General features: G+C 71.0%; 12 protein-coding genes and 1 pseudogene. All 13 read left to right on the top strand.

The window, feature by feature from the left end; translation table 11 throughout:
• Nucleotides 1–24: 24 nt before the first annotated feature.
• The 13 genes and pseudogenes from hisG to pyk all read left to right on the top strand — a co-directional run bounded on the left by hisG (nucleotide 25) and on the right by pyk (nucleotide 16233).
• Nucleotides 25–864, top strand: coding sequence for an ATP phosphoribosyltransferase (hisG, locus tag ACRAWC_RS25830; RefSeq protein WP_431350040.1), 840 nt, complete (start codon nucleotides 25–27; stop codon nucleotides 862–864).
• The gene (gene hisF / locus ACRAWC_RS25825; protein ID WP_431350039.1) at nucleotides 864–1628 is read left to right on the top strand and encodes an imidazole glycerol phosphate synthase subunit HisF; all 765 of its coding nucleotides are present in this window, start codon (nucleotides 864–866) and stop codon (nucleotides 1626–1628) included. The genes hisG and hisF overlap by 1 nt, the downstream gene beginning before the upstream one ends.
• A 5-nt stretch (nucleotides 1629–1633) precedes the next feature.
• Entirely contained in the window at nucleotides 1634–2017 is a 384-nt protein-coding gene (hisI, locus tag ACRAWC_RS25820) for a phosphoribosyl-AMP cyclohydrolase (RefSeq protein ID WP_431350148.1), read from the top strand.
• Nucleotides 2014–3554 (top strand): annotated as a pseudogene (locus tag ACRAWC_RS25815) (anthranilate synthase component I). The gene hisI and the pseudogene ACRAWC_RS25815 overlap by 4 nt, the downstream one beginning before the upstream one ends.
• Nucleotides 3544–4278, top strand: a complete 735-nt coding sequence (locus ACRAWC_RS25810; protein ID WP_431350038.1) for a Trp biosynthesis-associated membrane protein — start codon at nucleotides 3544–3546, stop codon at nucleotides 4276–4278. Before ACRAWC_RS25815 ends, ACRAWC_RS25810 begins: the two are co-directional and overlap by 11 nt.
• An 86-nt stretch (nucleotides 4279–4364) precedes the next feature.
• Nucleotides 4365–4595, top strand: coding sequence for a DUF6704 family protein (locus tag ACRAWC_RS25805; protein ID WP_431350037.1), 231 nt, complete (start codon nucleotides 4365–4367; stop codon nucleotides 4593–4595).
• 3 nt (nucleotides 4596–4598) lie between these two features.
• Nucleotides 4599–5369 (top strand): indole-3-glycerol phosphate synthase TrpC, encoded by a 771-nt coding sequence (gene trpC / locus ACRAWC_RS25800; protein ID WP_431350036.1) that lies wholly within the window; start codon nucleotides 4599–4601, stop codon nucleotides 5367–5369.
• Complete coding sequence (trpB, locus tag ACRAWC_RS25795) at nucleotides 5369–6580, top strand: tryptophan synthase subunit beta (protein ID WP_431350035.1); 1212 nt, start codon at nucleotides 5369–5371, stop codon at nucleotides 6578–6580. The genes trpC and trpB overlap by 1 nt, the downstream gene beginning before the upstream one ends.
• A complete protein-coding gene (trpA, locus tag ACRAWC_RS25790) occupies nucleotides 6577–7374 on the top strand; it encodes a tryptophan synthase subunit alpha (RefSeq protein ID WP_431350034.1) in 798 nt (265 codons plus the stop codon). The genes trpB and trpA overlap by 4 nt, the downstream gene beginning before the upstream one ends.
• A gap of 108 nt (nucleotides 7375–7482) precedes the next feature.
• Complete coding sequence (lgt, locus tag ACRAWC_RS25785; protein ID WP_431350033.1) at nucleotides 7483–8472, top strand: prolipoprotein diacylglyceryl transferase; 990 nt, start codon at nucleotides 7483–7485, stop codon at nucleotides 8470–8472.
• 180 nt (nucleotides 8473–8652) lie between these two features.
• Nucleotides 8653–13257 carry a glutamate synthase large subunit gene (gltB, locus tag ACRAWC_RS25780; protein ID WP_431350032.1) on the top strand — a complete coding sequence of 1535 codons (4605 nt, stop codon included), beginning with the start codon at nucleotides 8653–8655 and terminating at the stop codon, nucleotides 13255–13257.
• A gap of 42 nt (nucleotides 13258–13299) precedes the next feature.
• Complete coding sequence (locus ACRAWC_RS25775) at nucleotides 13300–14757, top strand: glutamate synthase subunit beta (RefSeq protein ID WP_431350031.1); 1458 nt, start codon at nucleotides 13300–13302, stop codon at nucleotides 14755–14757.
• Nucleotides 14758–14817: 60 nt separating this feature from the next.
• Complete coding sequence (gene pyk / locus ACRAWC_RS25770; protein ID WP_431350030.1) at nucleotides 14818–16233, top strand: pyruvate kinase; 1416 nt, start codon at nucleotides 14818–14820, stop codon at nucleotides 16231–16233.

Raw genomic sequence — 16233 nt, 5'->3', positions numbered from 1 at the left:
TCACGTCACGAAAGCCACCACACCATGCTGAAGATCGCCGTTCCCAACAAGGGCTCCCTCTCCGAGACCGCGGCGCAGATGCTCCACGAGGCCGGGTACAACGGCCGCCGCGACCCCAAGGAGCTCATCGTCGCCGACCCGCGCAACGGGGTGGAGTTCTTCTACCTCCGACCGCGCGACATCGCGACCTACGTCGGCTCCGGCGCCCTCGACGTCGGCATCACCGGACGCGACCTCCTGATCGACTCGGAGTCGCCCGCCGCCGAGATCGCGGCGCTCGACTTCGCCGCCTCGACCTTCCGCTTCGCCGGGCCGGCCGGCGCGTACACCGACCTCGCCGACCTGGAGGGCAAGCGCGTCGCCACGAGCTACCTCGGCCTGGTCGGCGGCTTCCTCGCCGAGAACGGCGTGGACGCCTCCCTGATCAAGCTCGACGGTGCGGTGGAGTCCGCGGTGCGCCTCGGCGTCGCGGACGCGGTCGCCGATGTGGTCGAGACCGGCTCCACGCTTCGCAAGCAGGGACTGGAGATCTTCGGCCCGGTCATCCTGGAGTCCGAGGCCGTGCTGGTCTCCTCGCCGTCGCCCGCGGCGGGCGTCGACACCCTGCTCCGCCGGCTCCAGGGCGTCATGGTCGCCCGCCAGTACGTGCTGGTCGACTACAACCTCCCGGTCGCGCTGCTGGAGCAGGCCGTCGCGCTCACGCCCGGGGTGGAGTCGCCGACTGTGTCACCGCTCGGCGAGCCCGACTGGGTCGCGGTGCGCGTGATGATCAAGCGCGACAGCACCAACCACGTCATGGACGCACTCTACGAGCTCGGCGCCCGGGCGATCCTGGTCACCTCGATCCACGCGGCGCGGATCTGATGAGCGTCACGGTCCGGGTCATCCCCTGTCTCGACGTGGCCGCCGGACGCGTCGTGAAGGGCGTCAACTTCCAGAACCTGCGCGACCAGGGCGATCCCGTGGAGCTGGCGAGGCGGTACTTCGAGCAGGGTGCGGACGAGCTGACCTTCCTCGACGTCACGGCCACGGTCGACGACCGGGCGACCACCTACGACGTGGTGCGCGCGACCGCCGAGCAGGTCTTCATCCCGCTCACGGTCGGCGGCGGCGTGCGCAGCACGGAGGACGTCGCCAAGCTGCTGGGCAGCGGCGCCGACAAGGTCGGCGTCAACTCGGCCGCGATCGCCCGCCCGGAGCTGGTGGCGGAGATCGCCCGGCGCTTCGGCGCGCAGGTGCTCGTGCTCTCGCTCGACGTCAAGCGCTCGGCGGCGACCTCCTCCGGCTTCGTGGTCACGACGCACGGCGGCCGCACCGAGACCGGGATCGACGCCCTGGAGTGGGCGGCGCGGGCGATCGAGCTCGGCGCCGGGGAGCTCCTGGTCAACTCGATCGACGCCGACGGCACCAAGGAGGGCTTCGACCTGGAGCTCATCCGCGAGATGCGGGCGATCAGCCGGGTCCCGGTCATCGCCTCGGGCGGCGCGGGCGCGATCGGCGACTTCGTCCCCGCGATCGACGCCGGGGCGGACGCCGTGCTCGCGGCGAGCGTGTTCCACTCGGGCGAGATGACCATCGGCGACGTGAAGGACGAACTGCTGCGCGCAGGCTTGGAGGTGCGCTCGTGACCGGAATGGACGACGTGATCGGACGGATCCGCTTCAGCGACGCCGGGCTGGTGCCCGCCGTCATCCAGCAGTGGGACTCCCGCGAGGTGCTCATGATGGGCTGGATGGACGCCGAGGCCGTGCGCCGCACGCTCACCGAGGGCCGCGTGACGTTCTGGTCGCGTTCCCGGCAGGAGTACTGGCGGAAGGGCGACACGTCCGGCCACGTCCAGTACGTGAAGGGCGCTGCGCTCGACTGCGACGGCGACACCCTGCTCGTGACCGTCGACCAGGTCGGCGCTGCCTGCCACACCGGCACGCGCACCTGCTTCGACGCCGACGTGCTCGCCCCCGCCGTTGGCGGGGCGGAGACCGACGAACTGGTCGCGGAGATGGGGTCCGACCTGTGATCGCGACCGCCGACGGCACCACCGGACGCGACGAGTTCGCCGCGCTGGCCGCCGAGCACCGCGTGGTGCCGGTGGTCCGCGAGCTCTTCGCCGACGGCGAGACCCCGGTCGGCATCTACCGCAAGCTCGCCGCCGGCCGCCCCGGCACCTTCCTGCTGGAGTCCGCCGAACAGGGCGGCATCTGGTCGCGCTTCTCGTTCGTGGGGGCCGCGTCGTTCGGCATGCTCACGCAGGACGGCGACGACGTGCGCTGGCTCGACTACGGTGTTTCCGCCGAGCGCGCCCTGGGCAGCGCCGTCCCGAGCGGTCCGCTCGACGCGCTCGCGGCGCTGCATGAGCGCTGGCGGACGCCGCGCATCCCCGGGCTGCCCCCGCTGACCGGCGGCCTCGTCGGCTTCATCGGCTGGGAGGCCGTGCGCCAGCTCGAGCGCCTGCCGCACCGGCCGCCGGCGGACGTCGACGTTCCCGGTCAGGCGATGGCGTTCGTGGCCGACCTGGTCGTGATCGACCACCGCTCGGGCACCGTCAAGCTCATCGCCAACGCACTGGCCGACGGCGAGCAGGACGCGGACGCGCTCTGGAGCGACGCCCAGCAGCGCCTGGACCGCATGCAGCAGCAACTCGCGCAGCCCTCGGAGGCGTGGCTGGCCGAGGTCGACCTCGGCGCGCCCGCGCACCCGGAGTCCCGCACCCGCGAGGAGGACTTCCTCGCGTCGGTCGAGACCGCGAAGGAGCGCATCGTCGCCGGCGACATCTTCCAGGTCGTCATCTCGCAGCGCTTCGAGCTGGAGTGCACCGCCTCCGCGCTCGACGTCTACCGCGTGCTGCGGGCCCTGAACCCGAGCCCGTACATGTACCTGCTGTCGCTGGAGCGCCCGGACGGCGAGCCGTACCAGATCGTCGGCTCCTCGCCGGAGGCGCTGGTCAAGGTGCAGGAGGGTCGCGCGTTCACGCACCCCATCGCCGGCTCCCGGCCGCGTGGCGCGACGCCGGAGGAGGACCTCGACCTGGAGGCCTCCCTGCTCGCCGACGACAAGGAGCGCGCCGAGCACCTGATGCTCGTCGATCTGGCCCGCAACGACCTCCTCAAGGTCTGCGCGGCCGGCAGCGTCGAGGTGACCGAGTTCATGCGCGTGGAGCGGTTCAGCCACATCATGCACATCGTCTCCTCGGTGGAGGGCGACCTGCTGCCGACCTCCGGCGCGATCGACGTGTTCCGGGCGACCTTCCCCGCCGGCACCCTCTCCGGCGCGCCCAAGCCGATGGCCTTGCGGATCATCGACGAGCTGGAGCCTGCGCAGCGCGGCGTGTACGGGGGAGTGATCGGCTACTTCGACTTCGCCGGCGACGCCGACCTCGCCATCGCGATCCGCACGGCGACCATCCTGGGCGGCGTCGCGCGCGTGCAGGCGGGGGCGGCCTGGTCGCGGACTCGGTGCCGCGCCTGGAGTTCCAGGAGTCGCAGAACAAGGCGGCCGCGCCGCTGCGCGCGGTCGCGGTGGCCAATGGGATGAGACGGGTGCACGGTGCGGACTGAGAACCGCCGCGTCAAGTATCTGACCCTCCTCGCCCTCCTGGTGGGGAGCGGCCTCGGACTGCTGTCGGCGACGCAGACCTGGTTCACCATCCAGGTCCGGGACGTGGCGAACCACGCCGGGACGGTCACCGTCGCCGGCTCGGCCGCCGCGCCGGCGCTGACGGCGCTCTCGCTGGCAGGCCTCGCGCTCACCGCGGCGCTCGCGATCGCCGGACCGGCGTTCCGGGTCGTGCTGGCGCTGCTCGGAGTCCTGCTGGGCGTCTCGCTGGTCTACTCGGCCCTCGCCGTGCTCGGCGACCCGCTGCAGGCCGCCAGCGCGGCGATCACCTCGGCGACCGGCGTCGCGGGGGAGGCCTCCCTGCGCAAGCTCGTCCAGAGCACGACGACCGCGTTCTGGCCCTGGCTCGCAGTCGTCGGCGGCGTGCTGGTCGCCCTGTCCGGCGTGCTCGCCCTCGTCTTCGTGCGCGCCTGGCCCGGCCCGTCGCGCAAGTACCAGGCCCGGTTCGCGGGCGAGAACGGCCGCTCGGCCGAGGAGGCTCTCGCCGGACTGCACGGCGCCGCCGAGACGGAGGAGACGGCCGGGGAGATCGCTGGGGAGGGCGACGAGCGCGAGGCTCGCGCGGCTGCCGAATCCGGCGCGGCGGAGGAGCCTACCTCTCTCGACCGCGACTCCGCGATCGACAGCTGGGACGAGCTGAGTCGCGGCGACGACCCCACCCGCTGAGCCACTAGACTGGTTCAGATCCACCAATCCGTGCGCGCCAGCGGTCTCCGGACCGCCGGGACGCGCACCCGACGTGCAGGAGTCCCATGAGCACCGAGTCAGTCGATCCAGGCCACGGTCATTCGCCGGCGGCGTGGACGGCCGTGATCATCATGCTTATCGCCTTCACCATCGGCGCCATCGCGTTCTTCTACGACGCGCCCATCGTCGTGTGGGCCTCCGCCGGTCTCGCCATCATCGGACTGATCGTGGGCTGGATCATGAAGCGCGCGGGCTACGGAGTGGGCGGCTCCAAGTACACCCCGAAGGGCCACTAGCCCGTGCTCGCCGACCTCGTCGCCGGCGCGCTGGAAGACGCGGAGCGGCGACGCGCGGAGCGACCGTACGCGGTCGTGGAGGCCGCGGCCGCCGCACGGGAGCCCGCCATCGACGCGCTCGCGGCCCTCGCGCCCGCCGAGCGGGTCAAGATCATCGCCGAGGTCAAGCGCGCGAGCCCGTCGCGCGGCGACCTCGCCGACATCCCCGACCCTGCCGCCCTCGCCGCCCTCTACGAGACCGGGGGAGCGAGCGCGATCAGCGTCCTCACCGAGGAGCGCCGCTTCAAGGGGTCGCTCGCCGACCTCGAGGCGGTCCGCGCCGCAGTGACACTCCCGGTGCTCCGCAAGGAGTTCGTCGCCGAGCCCTACCAGGTGCTCGAGGCGCGAGCCGCGGGGGCCGACCTCGTGCTGCTCATCGTCGCCGCGCTCGATCAGCAGCGGCTCGTGGAGCTCCACGACCTCATCGCCGACCTCGGTATGACCGCGCTCGTGGAGGCGCACACCGGGGACGAGCTGAGCCGCGCGTTCGACATCGGCGCGAAGCTGGTGGGCGTCAACGCGCGCAACCTCTCGACGTTCGAGCTGGACCCGGACCTGTTCGGCCGCCTGGCCGACCGGTACCCGTCCGGCGTCATCCGCGTGGCGGAGTCGGCCGTGAAGTCGGCCGCCGACGTCGCGCACTACCGGGCGGCGGGCGCTGATGTCGTGCTCGTCGGCGAGGCGCTCGTCACGAGCGATCCGATCGCCACGCTCGGCCAGTTCCTTGGAGCCTGATGTCCCTTCGTTCTGAACACGGACCCTACTTCGGCGAGTTCGGCGGGCGCTTCGTGCCCGAGTCGCTCGTCGCCGCCCTCGACGAGCTCACCGAGGCGTGGGAGGCGGCGAAGGCCGATCCCGCGTTCCACGCCGAGCTGGACGAGCTGCACCGCAGCTACACCGGGAGGCCGAGCATCATCACGGAGGTGCCGCGCTTCGCGGCTCATGCCGGCGGTGCGCGCGTCATCCTCAAGCGCGAGGACCTCAACCACACCGGCTCGCACAAGATCAACAACGTGCTCGGCCAGGCCATCCTCACGAAGCGGATCGGCAAGACCCGCGTGATCGCCGAGACCGGCGCCGGCCAGCACGGCGTCGCCACCGCGACCGCCGCCGCGCTGTTCGGCCTGGAGTGCACCATCTACATGGGCGAGGTCGACACCGAGCGCCAGGCGCTGAACGTCGCCCGCATGCGCCTGCTCGGAGCCGAGGTCGTCGCCGTCAAGACCGGCTCGCGCACCCTCAAGGACGCGATCAACGACGCGATGCGCGACTGGGTCACCAACGTCGGGAACACCAACTACATCTTCGGCACCGTCGCGGGCCCGCACCCGTTCCCGGAGATGGTGCGCGACCTCCAGAAGATCATCGGCGAGGAGGCCCGCGAGCAGGTGCTCGCGCTGACCGGCCGCCTGCCCGACGCCGTCGCGGCCTGCGTCGGCGGCGGTTCGAACGCCATGGGCATCTTCCACGCGTTCCTGGACGACGAGGACGTCCGCCTGGTCGGCTTCGAGGCGGGCGGCGAGGGCGCGGAGACCCCGCGGCACGCCGCGACCATCACCAAGGGGCGCCCCGGCGTCCTGCACGGCGCGCGCAGCATGCTGCTGCAGGACGAGGACGGCCAGACCATCGAGTCCCACTCGATCTCCGCCGGGCTCGACTACCCGGGTGTCGGTCCTGAGCATTCGTGGCTCGCGTCGATCGGCCGCGCCGAGTACCGCCCGGTGAGCGACGCTGACGCGATGCAGGCCCTGCGCCTGCTCAGCCGCACGGAGGGAATCATCCCGGCAATCGAGTCCGCGCACGCGCTCGCAGGCGCTCTGGAGCTCGGCAAAGAGCTCGGTCCGGACGGCATCGTGCTGGTGAACCTCAGCGGCCGCGGCGACAAGGACATGGAGACCGCCGGACGCTACTTCGGCCTGATCGACGAAGGAGCCGTGCAGTCGTGAGCCGCGTGGCAGACACCATCGCCCGCCGCAACGCCGAGGCGGCCGGCGCCCTGGTCGGCTACCTCCCGGCCGGCTTCCCGGACCTCCGGACCAGCGTCGACGCGGCGGTGGCGCTCGCGGAGAACGGCGTCGACGTCATCGAGCTGGGGCTGCCGTACTCCGACCCCGTCATGGACGGCGCGGTCATCCAGGCGGCGACCCAGCGGGCGCTCTCCAACGGCTTCCGCCTGCGCGACGGCTTCACCGCCGTGCGCGAGATCACGCAGCGCGTGGACGTGCCGGTCCTGGTGATGACCTACTGGAACCCGGTCCTGCAGTACGGCGTCGACCGATTCGCGGACGACCTGGTCGCCGCGGGCGGCGCCGGGCTGATCACGCCCGACCTCATCCCCGACGAGGGTGCGGACTGGCTGGCCGCCTCCGAGCGCGCCGGGCTGGACCGCGTGTTCCTCGCGGCGCCCTCCTCGACCGACGCCCGTCTGCGCTCCACGGTCGAGCACAGCCGCGGCTTCGTCTACGCCGTCTCCACGATGGGCATCACCGGCGCCCGCAGCGACGTCGACAGCGCCGCCCGCACACTGGTCGGCCGCCTCCGCGACGCCGGCGCCACCAGCACCTGCGTGGGCCTCGGCATCTCCAGCGCGGCGCAGGTCGCCGAGGTGCTGGAGTACGCCGACGGTGCGATCGTCGGCTCGGCCCTCGTGAAGGCCCTGGCCGACGGGGGAGTCGCGGAGGCCGGACGCGTCGCCGCGGAGCTCGCCCGCGGCACGGTGCGCCAGGGCGCGACGGCCTGACCCGGCCGCGTCGGCGGCACCCCCGACCAACACTTAGACTGGAGGCCGTGCGCCGCTCGGCGCCGGACTCCATCGGATACGAAAGGTAGTCATCGCGTGGTCGCGACGATGAGTGGCTGGGTCACCAGCATCCCGAGCCCGGGGCCCGAGTGGCAGCAGATCCCGATCGACATCTTCGGTCTGCACTGGCGCATCCAGACCTACGCGATCATGATCCTGATCGGCATCGTGGTCGCCGCCCTCTGGACCTCCCGCCGGCTCACGAAGCGCGGGGCCGAGCCGGGTGTCATCCTGGACATCCTGCTCTGGGCGGTCGTGCTCGGCATCATCGGCGCGCGGCTCTACCACGTGTTCACGCACCCGTCCGACTACTTCTACCCCGGCGCGAACCTCTTCAACGTGTTCGCGATCTGGGAGGGCGGCAACGCCATCTTCGGCTCGCTGATCGGCGGAGCGATCGGCATCTGGATCGCGTGCCGCATCGGCGGCCTGCGCTTCTGGAGCGTCGCCGACGCCCTCGCGCCGGCCCTGCTGCTCGCCCAGGCGATCGGCCGTCTCGGCAACTACTTCAACCAGGAGCTGTTCGGCCTCCCGACCAACCTGCCGTGGGGCCTGCAGATCGACTCGGGCAACAAGGCGATCCCGGTCGGCCTGCCCGACAACACGCTGTTCCAGCCGCTGTTCCTCTACGAGATCATCTGGAACGTCATCGGCGTCGCCGTGATCCTCTTCCTGGAGCGGAAGCTGCGCCTGCAGTGGGGCAAGACGCTGGCCGTCTACCTGATCTGGTATGGCCTGGGCCGCTCCTACCTGGAGTCGATCCGCATCGACCCGAGCGAGTTCTCGTTCCTGGGCATCCAGAGCAACGTGTGGGCCGCGTTCCTGGCCGTCGTGCTCGGCATCGTGATCTTCGTCGTGCAGTCCCGCCGGCACCCCGGACTCGAGCCGGGCGTCTACCGACCGGGCCGTGAATGGGTTCGCCCCGATGCTGAGGTAGACTCTGACGACACGGACTCGGACGACGAGGACTTCGTCGATGGCGACGGGGAGCCCACCGCGTCCGCCGGAGCCAAGGCCACAAGCCCGTCGCGCGGATGATCTCCGCCGGCTCAGAACCCCCACCCGTAGAGGCTGATCCCGTAAGCACTACCTGACCGCACCGATCCCCGGGCCGCACACAAGCCCGGCGCAGTTGCGGCGGAACCTCCCAGCATCGGGCCGAAGGCGTCCCCGCACTCCACATCCCCACATCCACGACACTGTGAGGACGGTCGAAATATGGCGGTCACGCCTCCCCACTCCCGGTTCAGCACCGTTCCCGGCAAGCAGGGTCTCTACGACCCCGCCGCCGAGAAGGACGCGTGCGGCCTCGCGATGGTCGCCACGCTGCGCGGCACCGCCGGTCACGACATCATCGACGCTGCGCTCGAAGCGCTGCGCCACCTCGAGCACCGCGGCGCGGTCGGCTCCGACGCCGGCACCGGCGACGGCGCGGGCATCATCACGCAGGTCCCCGACGCGTTCCTGCGCGCCGTCTCCGGGCTGGAACTGCCCGGCGCGGGCCGGTACGCGGTGGGCAACGCCTTCCTGCCGACCGACGCCGCCGCACGCGAGAGCGTGAAGACCGCCGTCGAGGTGATCGCGGCCGAGCACGACCTCACGGTGCTCGGCTGGCGTCCGGTCCCGGTCCGCCCGGAGGAACTCGGAACGCTGGCGCGCGACGCGATGCCCGTCATCGAGCAGCTCTTCGTCGCGAGCACCCGTGTCGACGAGCAGGGCGGCGGACGCGGTGAGCCGGTCGCCGGAATCGCGCTCGACCGGCTGACGTTCTTCCTGCGCAAGCGCGCCGAGCGCGAGCTCGACCTGTACTTCTCATCGCTGTCCAGCCGGACGATCGTGTACAAGGGCATGGTCACCACCCTCCAGCTCGAGCCGTTCTACCCGGACCTCTCCGACCAGCGCTTCGCGTCCAAACTGGCCCTGGTGCACTCGCGCTACTCCACCAACACGTTCCCGTCGTGGCCGCTCGCGCAGCCGTTCCGGATGATCGCGCACAACGGTGAGATCAACACGGTGTCGGGCAACCGCAACTGGATGCGCGCCCGCCAGTCGCAGCTCGAGAGCGAACTGCTCGGCGACCTGTCGCCCGTGCTGCCGATCGTGACGCCCGGGGCCTCCGACTCGGCGTCGTTCGACGAGGTCGTGGAGCTCATCTCGCTCACCGGCCGCTCGCTGCCGCACGCCGTCATGATGATGGTGCCGGAGGCCTGGGAGAACCAGACCGAGATCGACCCGGTCCGCCGAGACTTCTACGAGTACCACTCCATGCTCATGGAGCCGTGGGACGGCCCCGCTGCGATCGTGTTCACCGACGGGTCCCTCGTCGGCGCGACGCTCGACCGGAACGGCCTGCGCCCCGGCCGCTACGTCGTCACCAACGACGGCCTGGTGGTGCTCGCCTCCGAGATCGGCGTGCTCGACATCGAGCCGAGCCGCGTCGTGCGCAAGGGCCGCCTGCGCCCCGGCCGGATGTTCCTGGTCGACACCGTCGCCGGTCGCCTGATCGAGGACGACGAGATCAAGTCCGAGCTCGCCGCGGGCGCGCCCTACGGCGAGTGGCTGGCCGACGGCCGGATCAACCTCAAGGACCTGCCGGAGCGCGAGCACATCGTGCACACCCCGGCCTCCGTCACGCGCCGCCAGCGCACCTTCGGCTACACCGAGGAGGAGGTGCGCGTCCTGCTGAAGCCGATGGCGACGACCGGGGCCGAGCCGCTCGGTGCGATGGGGTCGGACACGCCGGTCGCCGTTCTCTCGCAGCGCCCCCGGCTCCTGTTCGACTACTTCACCCAGCAGTTCGCGCAGGTCACCAACCCGCCGCTCGACTCCATCCGCGAGGAGGTCGTCACCTCCCTGGCCCTCGGCCTCGGCCCGGAGCGCAACCTGCTCAGCGCCGGCCCGGAGCACGCGCGGCAGGTCGTCCTCGACTTCCCGGTGATCGACAACGACGAGCTGGCGAAGATCCAGCACATCGACCCGCGCCCGGGAAGCCGGCTCACGACGACCCTGCGCGGCCTGTACCGCTCCGACGCCGGGCCCGACGCCATGCAGGCGCGGCTCGCCGAGATGTGCGACGAAGTGGACGAGGCCATCGAAGCCGGCGCCCAGTTCATCGTGCTGAGCGACCGCGACTCCACCAAGGACCTCGCGCCCATCCCGTCGCTGCTCATGCTCGCGGCCGTGCACCACCACCTGATCCGCGCCGAGAACCGCATGAAGTGCGGCCTGATCGTGGAGGCCGGCGACGTCCGCGAGGTGCACCACGTCGCGCTGCTGATCGGCTACGGCGCCTCCGCCATCAACCCGTACCTGGCGATGGAGACCTGCGAGGAGCTCGTCCGCAGCGGGATGATCACGAACGTGACGCCCGAGAAGGCGGTCAAGAACGTCATCAAGGCGCTCGGCAAGGGCGTGCTGAAGATCATGTCCAAGATGGGCATCTCCACCGTGTCGTCGTACGCGGGCGCCCAGGCGTTCGAGGCCGTCGGCCTCAGCCAGGAGTTCGTGGACCAGTACTTCACCGGCACCACCAGCAAGCTCGGCGGCGTCGGCATCGACGTCATCGCGGCGGAGAACCTGGCGCGGCACACCGCGGCCTACCCGCCGGAGGGCGCGATCCTCGCGCACGAGCGGCTGGAGACCGGCGGCGAGTACCAGTGGCGCCGCGACGGCTCGCCGCACCTCTTCAACCCGGAGACGGTCTTCCGCCTGCAGCACTCCACGCGCACGCGCCGGTACGACGTCTTCCGCGAGTACACCAAGCTCGTGGACGACCAGGCCGAGTCGCTGATGACGCTGCGCGGCATGTTCACGCTGCGCACCGGCCAGCGTCCTGCGGTCCCGATCGACGAGGTCGAGCCTGTGGAGTCCATCGTCAAGCGCTTCTCCACCGGGGCGATGAGCTACGGCTCCATCTCCAAGGAGGCGCACGAGACCCTCGCCATCGCGATGAACCGCCTCGGTGCCAAGTCGAACACCGGCGAGGGCGGCGAGGACCTCGACCGCCTGCTCGACCCGGAGCGGCGCAGCGCGATCAAGCAGGTCGCCTCGGGCCGGTTCGGTGTCACGTCGATGTACCTGACCCACGCGGACGACATCCAGATCAAGCTCGCCCAGGGCGCCAAGCCCGGCGAGGGCGGCCAGCTCCCGCCGACCAAGGTCTACCCGTGGGTCGCCCGCACCCGGCACGCGACCGCGGGCGTCGGGCTGATCTCGCCGCCCCCGCACCACGACATCTACTCGATCGAGGACCTCAAGCAGCTCATCTTCGACCTGAAGCGCGCGAACCCGCAGGCACGGGTGCACGTCAAGCTGGTGAGCGAGTCCGGCATCGGCGCGGTCGCGGCCGGGACGGCGAAGGCGCTGGCCGACGTCATCCTGGTCTCCGGCCACGACGGCGGCACGGGAGCGTCCCCGGTCAACTCGCTCAAGCACGCGGGGACGCCGTGGGAGCTGGGCCTCGCGGAGACGCAGCAGACGCTCATGCTCAACGGGATGCGCGAGCGCGTAGTGGTGCAGGTGGACGGCCAGCTCAAGACCGGCCGCGACGTCATCGTCGGCGCGCTGCTCGGCGCCGAGGAGTTCGGCTTCGCGACGGCGCCGCTGGTGGTCTCCGGCTGCGTCATGATGCGCGTCTGCCACCTCGACACCTGCCCGGTCGGCGTCGCCACCCAGAACCCGGAGCTGCGCTCGCGGTTCTCGGGCAAGCCGGAGTTCGTCGTCAACTTCTTCGAGTTCATCGCACAGGAGGTGCGCGAGTACCTCGCCGAGCTCGGCTTCCGCAGCCTGGACGAGGCGATCGGCCACGCCGAGCTGCTGGACGCCGACCGTGCGATCGAGCACTGGAAGGCGTCGGGGCTCGACCTCACGCCGATCCTGCGCGGGCCGGAGTTCCCGGAGTCCGCGCCGCGCAAGAACGGCCGCGCCCAGGACCACGAGCTGGACGAGCACTTCGACAACCAGCTCATCCAGGCCGCGCACGATGTGCTGGCGTCGCACCCCGGCGCGGAGGGCGCGTCGCTGTCGCTGTCGCTGCCGATCCGCAACACCGAGCGCGCTGTCGGCACCATGCTCGGTCACGAGGTCACGGCCCGCCACGGCGAGAACGGCCTCCCGACCGGCACGATCGACATCACGCTGACGGGGTCCGCCGGCCAGTCTCTGGGCGCGTTCCTCCCCGCGGGCATCACGCTCCGGCTGGAGGGCGACTCCAACGACTACGTCGGCAAGGGTCTCTCCGGCGGCCGGATCGTCGTGCGCCCGCCTCAGGGCAGCGTCTTCCCGGCCGAGCGGAACGTCATCGCGGGCAATGTGATCGGCTACGGCGCGACGCAGGGCAGCATGTTCATCCGCGGCATCGTGGGCGAGCGTTTCCTGGTCCGCAACTCGGGCGCGACCGCGGTGGTGGAGGGCGTGGGCGACCACGCGCTGGAGTACATGACGGGCGGCCTCGCGGTCATACTCGGCGGCACCGGCCGCAACCTGGGCGCCGGCATGTCCGGCGGCGCGGCGTACGTGTACGACCTGAAGCGCGAGCGGGTCAACCGCGACGCGCTGGCCACCGGAGAGCTGGAGCTGCTGCCGCTCGGCAGCGCCGACATCGAGATCGTGCGCGACCTGCTGGAGCAGCACCGCGCCGAGACCGGGTCGGCCCTGGCCGAGCGGATGCTCGCGGACTTCGACGCCACGGTGGCGAAGTTCGTCAAGGTGCTGCCGCGCGACTACGCAGCAGTGCTGCAGATGCGTCAGGAGGCCGTCGACGAGGGGCTCGACCCCGACGGCGACATTGTGTGGAATCGGATCTTGGAGGTGACCGGCGGATGATGCTGCCTGATCCCAAAGGTTTCGATGACGGAGGTGCATACGGTGGCTGATCCCAAAGGCTTTCTGAAGACGACCGAGCGGGAGCTGCCGAAGCGCCGTCCCGTCTCGGTCCGGCTCATGGACTGGAAAGAGGTCTACGAGGCCGGCGACCCGGCGCAGCTCCGCCGCCAGGCCGGACGCTGCATGGACTGCGGCATCCCGTTCTGCCACCAGGGCTGCCCGCTCGGCAACCTCATCCCGGAGTGGAACGACCTGATGTGGCGCGGGGAGGGCCGTCAGGCCATCGAGCGCCTGCACGCGACCAACAACTTCCCGGAGTTCACCGGCCGGCTCTGCCCCGCGCCCTGCGAGTCGTCGTGCGTGCTCGGCATCAACCAGCCCGCCGTGACGATCAAGCAGGTCGAGGTGTCGATCATCGACCAGGCCTGGCAGAACGGCTGGGTGCAGCCGCACCCGCCGGAGCGCCTCACCGGCAAGACGGTCGCGGTCGTCGGCTCCGGCCCCGCCGGCCTCGCCGCGGCCCAGCAGCTCACCCGCGCCGGCCACACGGTCGCCGTGTACGAGCGGGACGACCGCATCGGCGGCCTGCTGCGCTACGGCATCCCGGACTTCAAGATGGAGAAGAAGCACCTCGAGGCGCGGCTGAACCAGATGATGGCCGAGGGCACCCGGTTCCGCGCCGGCGTCGACATCGGCCGCGACATCGCCTGGGACGACCTCCGCGCGCGCTACGACGCGGTCGTGGTCGCCACCGGCGCGATGGTGCCGCGCGACCTCCCGATCCCGGGCCGCGACCTCGCGGGCGTGCACTTCGCGATGGAGTACCTGGTCCAGCAGAACAAGGCGGGCGCGGGCGACCAGATCGCCGACCAGATCACGGCGGACGGCAAGCACGTCATCGTGCTCGGCGGCGGTGACACCGGCGCCGACTGCATCGGCACCGCGCACCGGCAGGGCGCGGCCAGCGTGACCAACCTGGCGATCGGCAAGCAGCCGCCGGCGGAGCGCCCCGCGCACCAGCCGTGGCCGATGACCCCGACGCTGTTCGAGGTGCAGAGCGCCCACGAGGAGGGCGGCGCGCGCGAGTACCTCGCGTCCACCGTCGAGTTCCTCGCGAACGAGTTCGGCGAGGTGAAGGCCCTCCGCGTCGCGGAGACCGAGTACCTCGACGGCCGCCGCGTGCCGAAGGCCGGGACCGAGCGAGAGATCCCCGCGGACCTCGTCCTCCTGGCGCTCGGCTTCACCGGTCCGGAGCAGGAGGGCCTGGGCTCCCAGCTCGGTCTCCCGTTCGACGACCGGGGCAACGTGGCCCGCGACGGCGACTACCAGACCAGCGAGGCGGGCGTGTTCGTCGCCGGCGACGCGGGCCGCGGACAGTCGCTCATCGTATGGGCTATCGCAGAGGGCCGGGCAGCGGCAGCCGCCGTCGACCGGTATCTTGAAGGGGAGACGGAGTTGCCGTCCCCGGTCCGACCCACCGACCGGGGCATCCTCGTCTGATCCCCTCCACCACGAGAACGCGCCATCACAGGTGCGAGAATCACGGAGCACTAAAAACCCATGAGAAGGGCGAAAATCGTCGCGACCCTCGGTCCGGCGACCTCCAGCTACGACAACATCCGCGCGATCATCGATGCGGGCGTCGACGTCGCTCGGATGAATCTGAGCCACGGCAGCTACGACGTGCACGAAGGGGTCTACGCTAATGTGCGCAAGGCCGCCGACGACGCGGGGAAGCCGGTCGCGGTCCTCGTCGACCTCCAGGGTCCGAAGATCCGTCTCGGCAAGTTCGAGGCCGGCCCCTACGATCTCGCGCAGGGTGACATCTTCAAGATCACCACCGACGACATCATCGGCACCAAGGAGATCTCCTCGACCACGTTCAAGGGCCTGCCCAACGACGTGAAGCCGGGCGACTTCCTCCTGATCGACGACGGCAAGGTGCGTGTGCGCGTCGTCGAGGTCGAGGGCAACGTCGTCACCACCGAGGTGATCGTCGCCGGCCCGGTGTCCAACAACAAGGGCATCAACCTCCCCGGCGTCGCGGTCAACGTGCCCGCGCTGTCCGAGAAGGACGAGGCCGACCTGCGCTGGGGCCTCAAGCTCGGCGCGGACATCATCGCGCTGTCGTTCGTGCGCAACGCCGCCGACATCGAGCGCGTGCACGAGATCATGGCGGAGGAGGGCCGCAAAGTCCCCGTCGTCGCCAAGATCGAGAAGCCGCAGGCCGTCGAGGCGCTCGAGGAGATCATCGAGGCGTTCGACGCCATCATGGTCGCGCGCGGCGACCTCGGTGTGGAGCTGCCGCTGGAGGCCGTCCCGATCGTGCAGAAGCGGGCGGTCGAGCTGGCCCGACGTGCAGCCAAGCCGGTCATCGTCGCCACCCAGATGCTCGAGTCGATGATCTCCAGCCCGGTCCCGACCCGCGCGGAGACCTCCGACGTCGCCAACGCCGTCCTCGACGGTGCCGACGCGGTGATGCTCTCGGGCGAGACGAGCGTCGGCGAGTACCCGGCGATCACCGTGGCCACCATGGCCCGCATCGTGACGTCGACCGAGGAGCACGGCCTCGACCGCATCCAGCCGCTCGGCACCCGCCCGCGCACGCAGTCGGGCGCGATCACGCTGGCCGCCACCGAGGTCGCCGACTTCGTGGAGGCCAAGTACCTCTGCGTGTTCACCGAGTCGGGCGAGTCGGCCCGCCGGATGGCACGCCTGCGCAACAAGATCCCGATCCTCGCGTTCACGCCCGAGGAGTCGGTGCGCCGCCGGATGTCCCTGTTCTGGGGCGTCGAGTCGTTCGTCGTGGATCGCGTCACCCACACCGACCAGATGGTCGCCCAGGTGGACGAGGCCCTGAAGTCGACGGGTCGCGCCGAGAACGGCGACAAGGTCATCATCATCTCCGGATCCCCTCCCGGGATCCCCGGAACCACCAACGACATCCGCGTCCACAGGGTCGGCGACGTCCTCTAG

This window comes from Leifsonia sp. L25 (assembly GCF_050632895.1).
The sequence above is the reverse complement of the archived record's forward strand: the minus strand, read 5'-3'. Positions and strand labels throughout refer to the sequence as shown.

Bases quoted from the DNA above. Each gene is read 5' to 3' on its own strand.
- pyk (WP_431350030.1), top strand. From the start codon at position 14,818: ATGAGAAGGGCGAAAATCGTCGCGACCCTCGGTCCGGCGACCTCCAGC.
- trpB (WP_431350035.1), top strand. From the start codon at position 5,369: ATGTCCCTTCGTTCTGAACACGGACCCTACTTCGGCGAGTTCGGCGGG.
- hisI (WP_431350148.1), top strand. From the start codon at position 1,634: ATGGACGACGTGATCGGACGGATCCGCTTCAGCGACGCCGGGCTGGTG.
- ACRAWC_RS25805 (WP_431350037.1), top strand. From the start codon at position 4,365: ATGAGCACCGAGTCAGTCGATCCAGGCCACGGTCATTCGCCGGCGGCG.
- gltB (WP_431350032.1), top strand. From the start codon at position 8,653: ATGGCGGTCACGCCTCCCCACTCCCGGTTCAGCACCGTTCCCGGCAAG.
- hisG (WP_431350040.1), top strand. From the start codon at position 25: ATGCTGAAGATCGCCGTTCCCAACAAGGGCTCCCTCTCCGAGACCGCG.
- hisF (WP_431350039.1), top strand. From the start codon at position 864: ATGAGCGTCACGGTCCGGGTCATCCCCTGTCTCGACGTGGCCGCCGGA.
- lgt (WP_431350033.1), top strand. From the start codon at position 7,483: ATGAGTGGCTGGGTCACCAGCATCCCGAGCCCGGGGCCCGAGTGGCAG.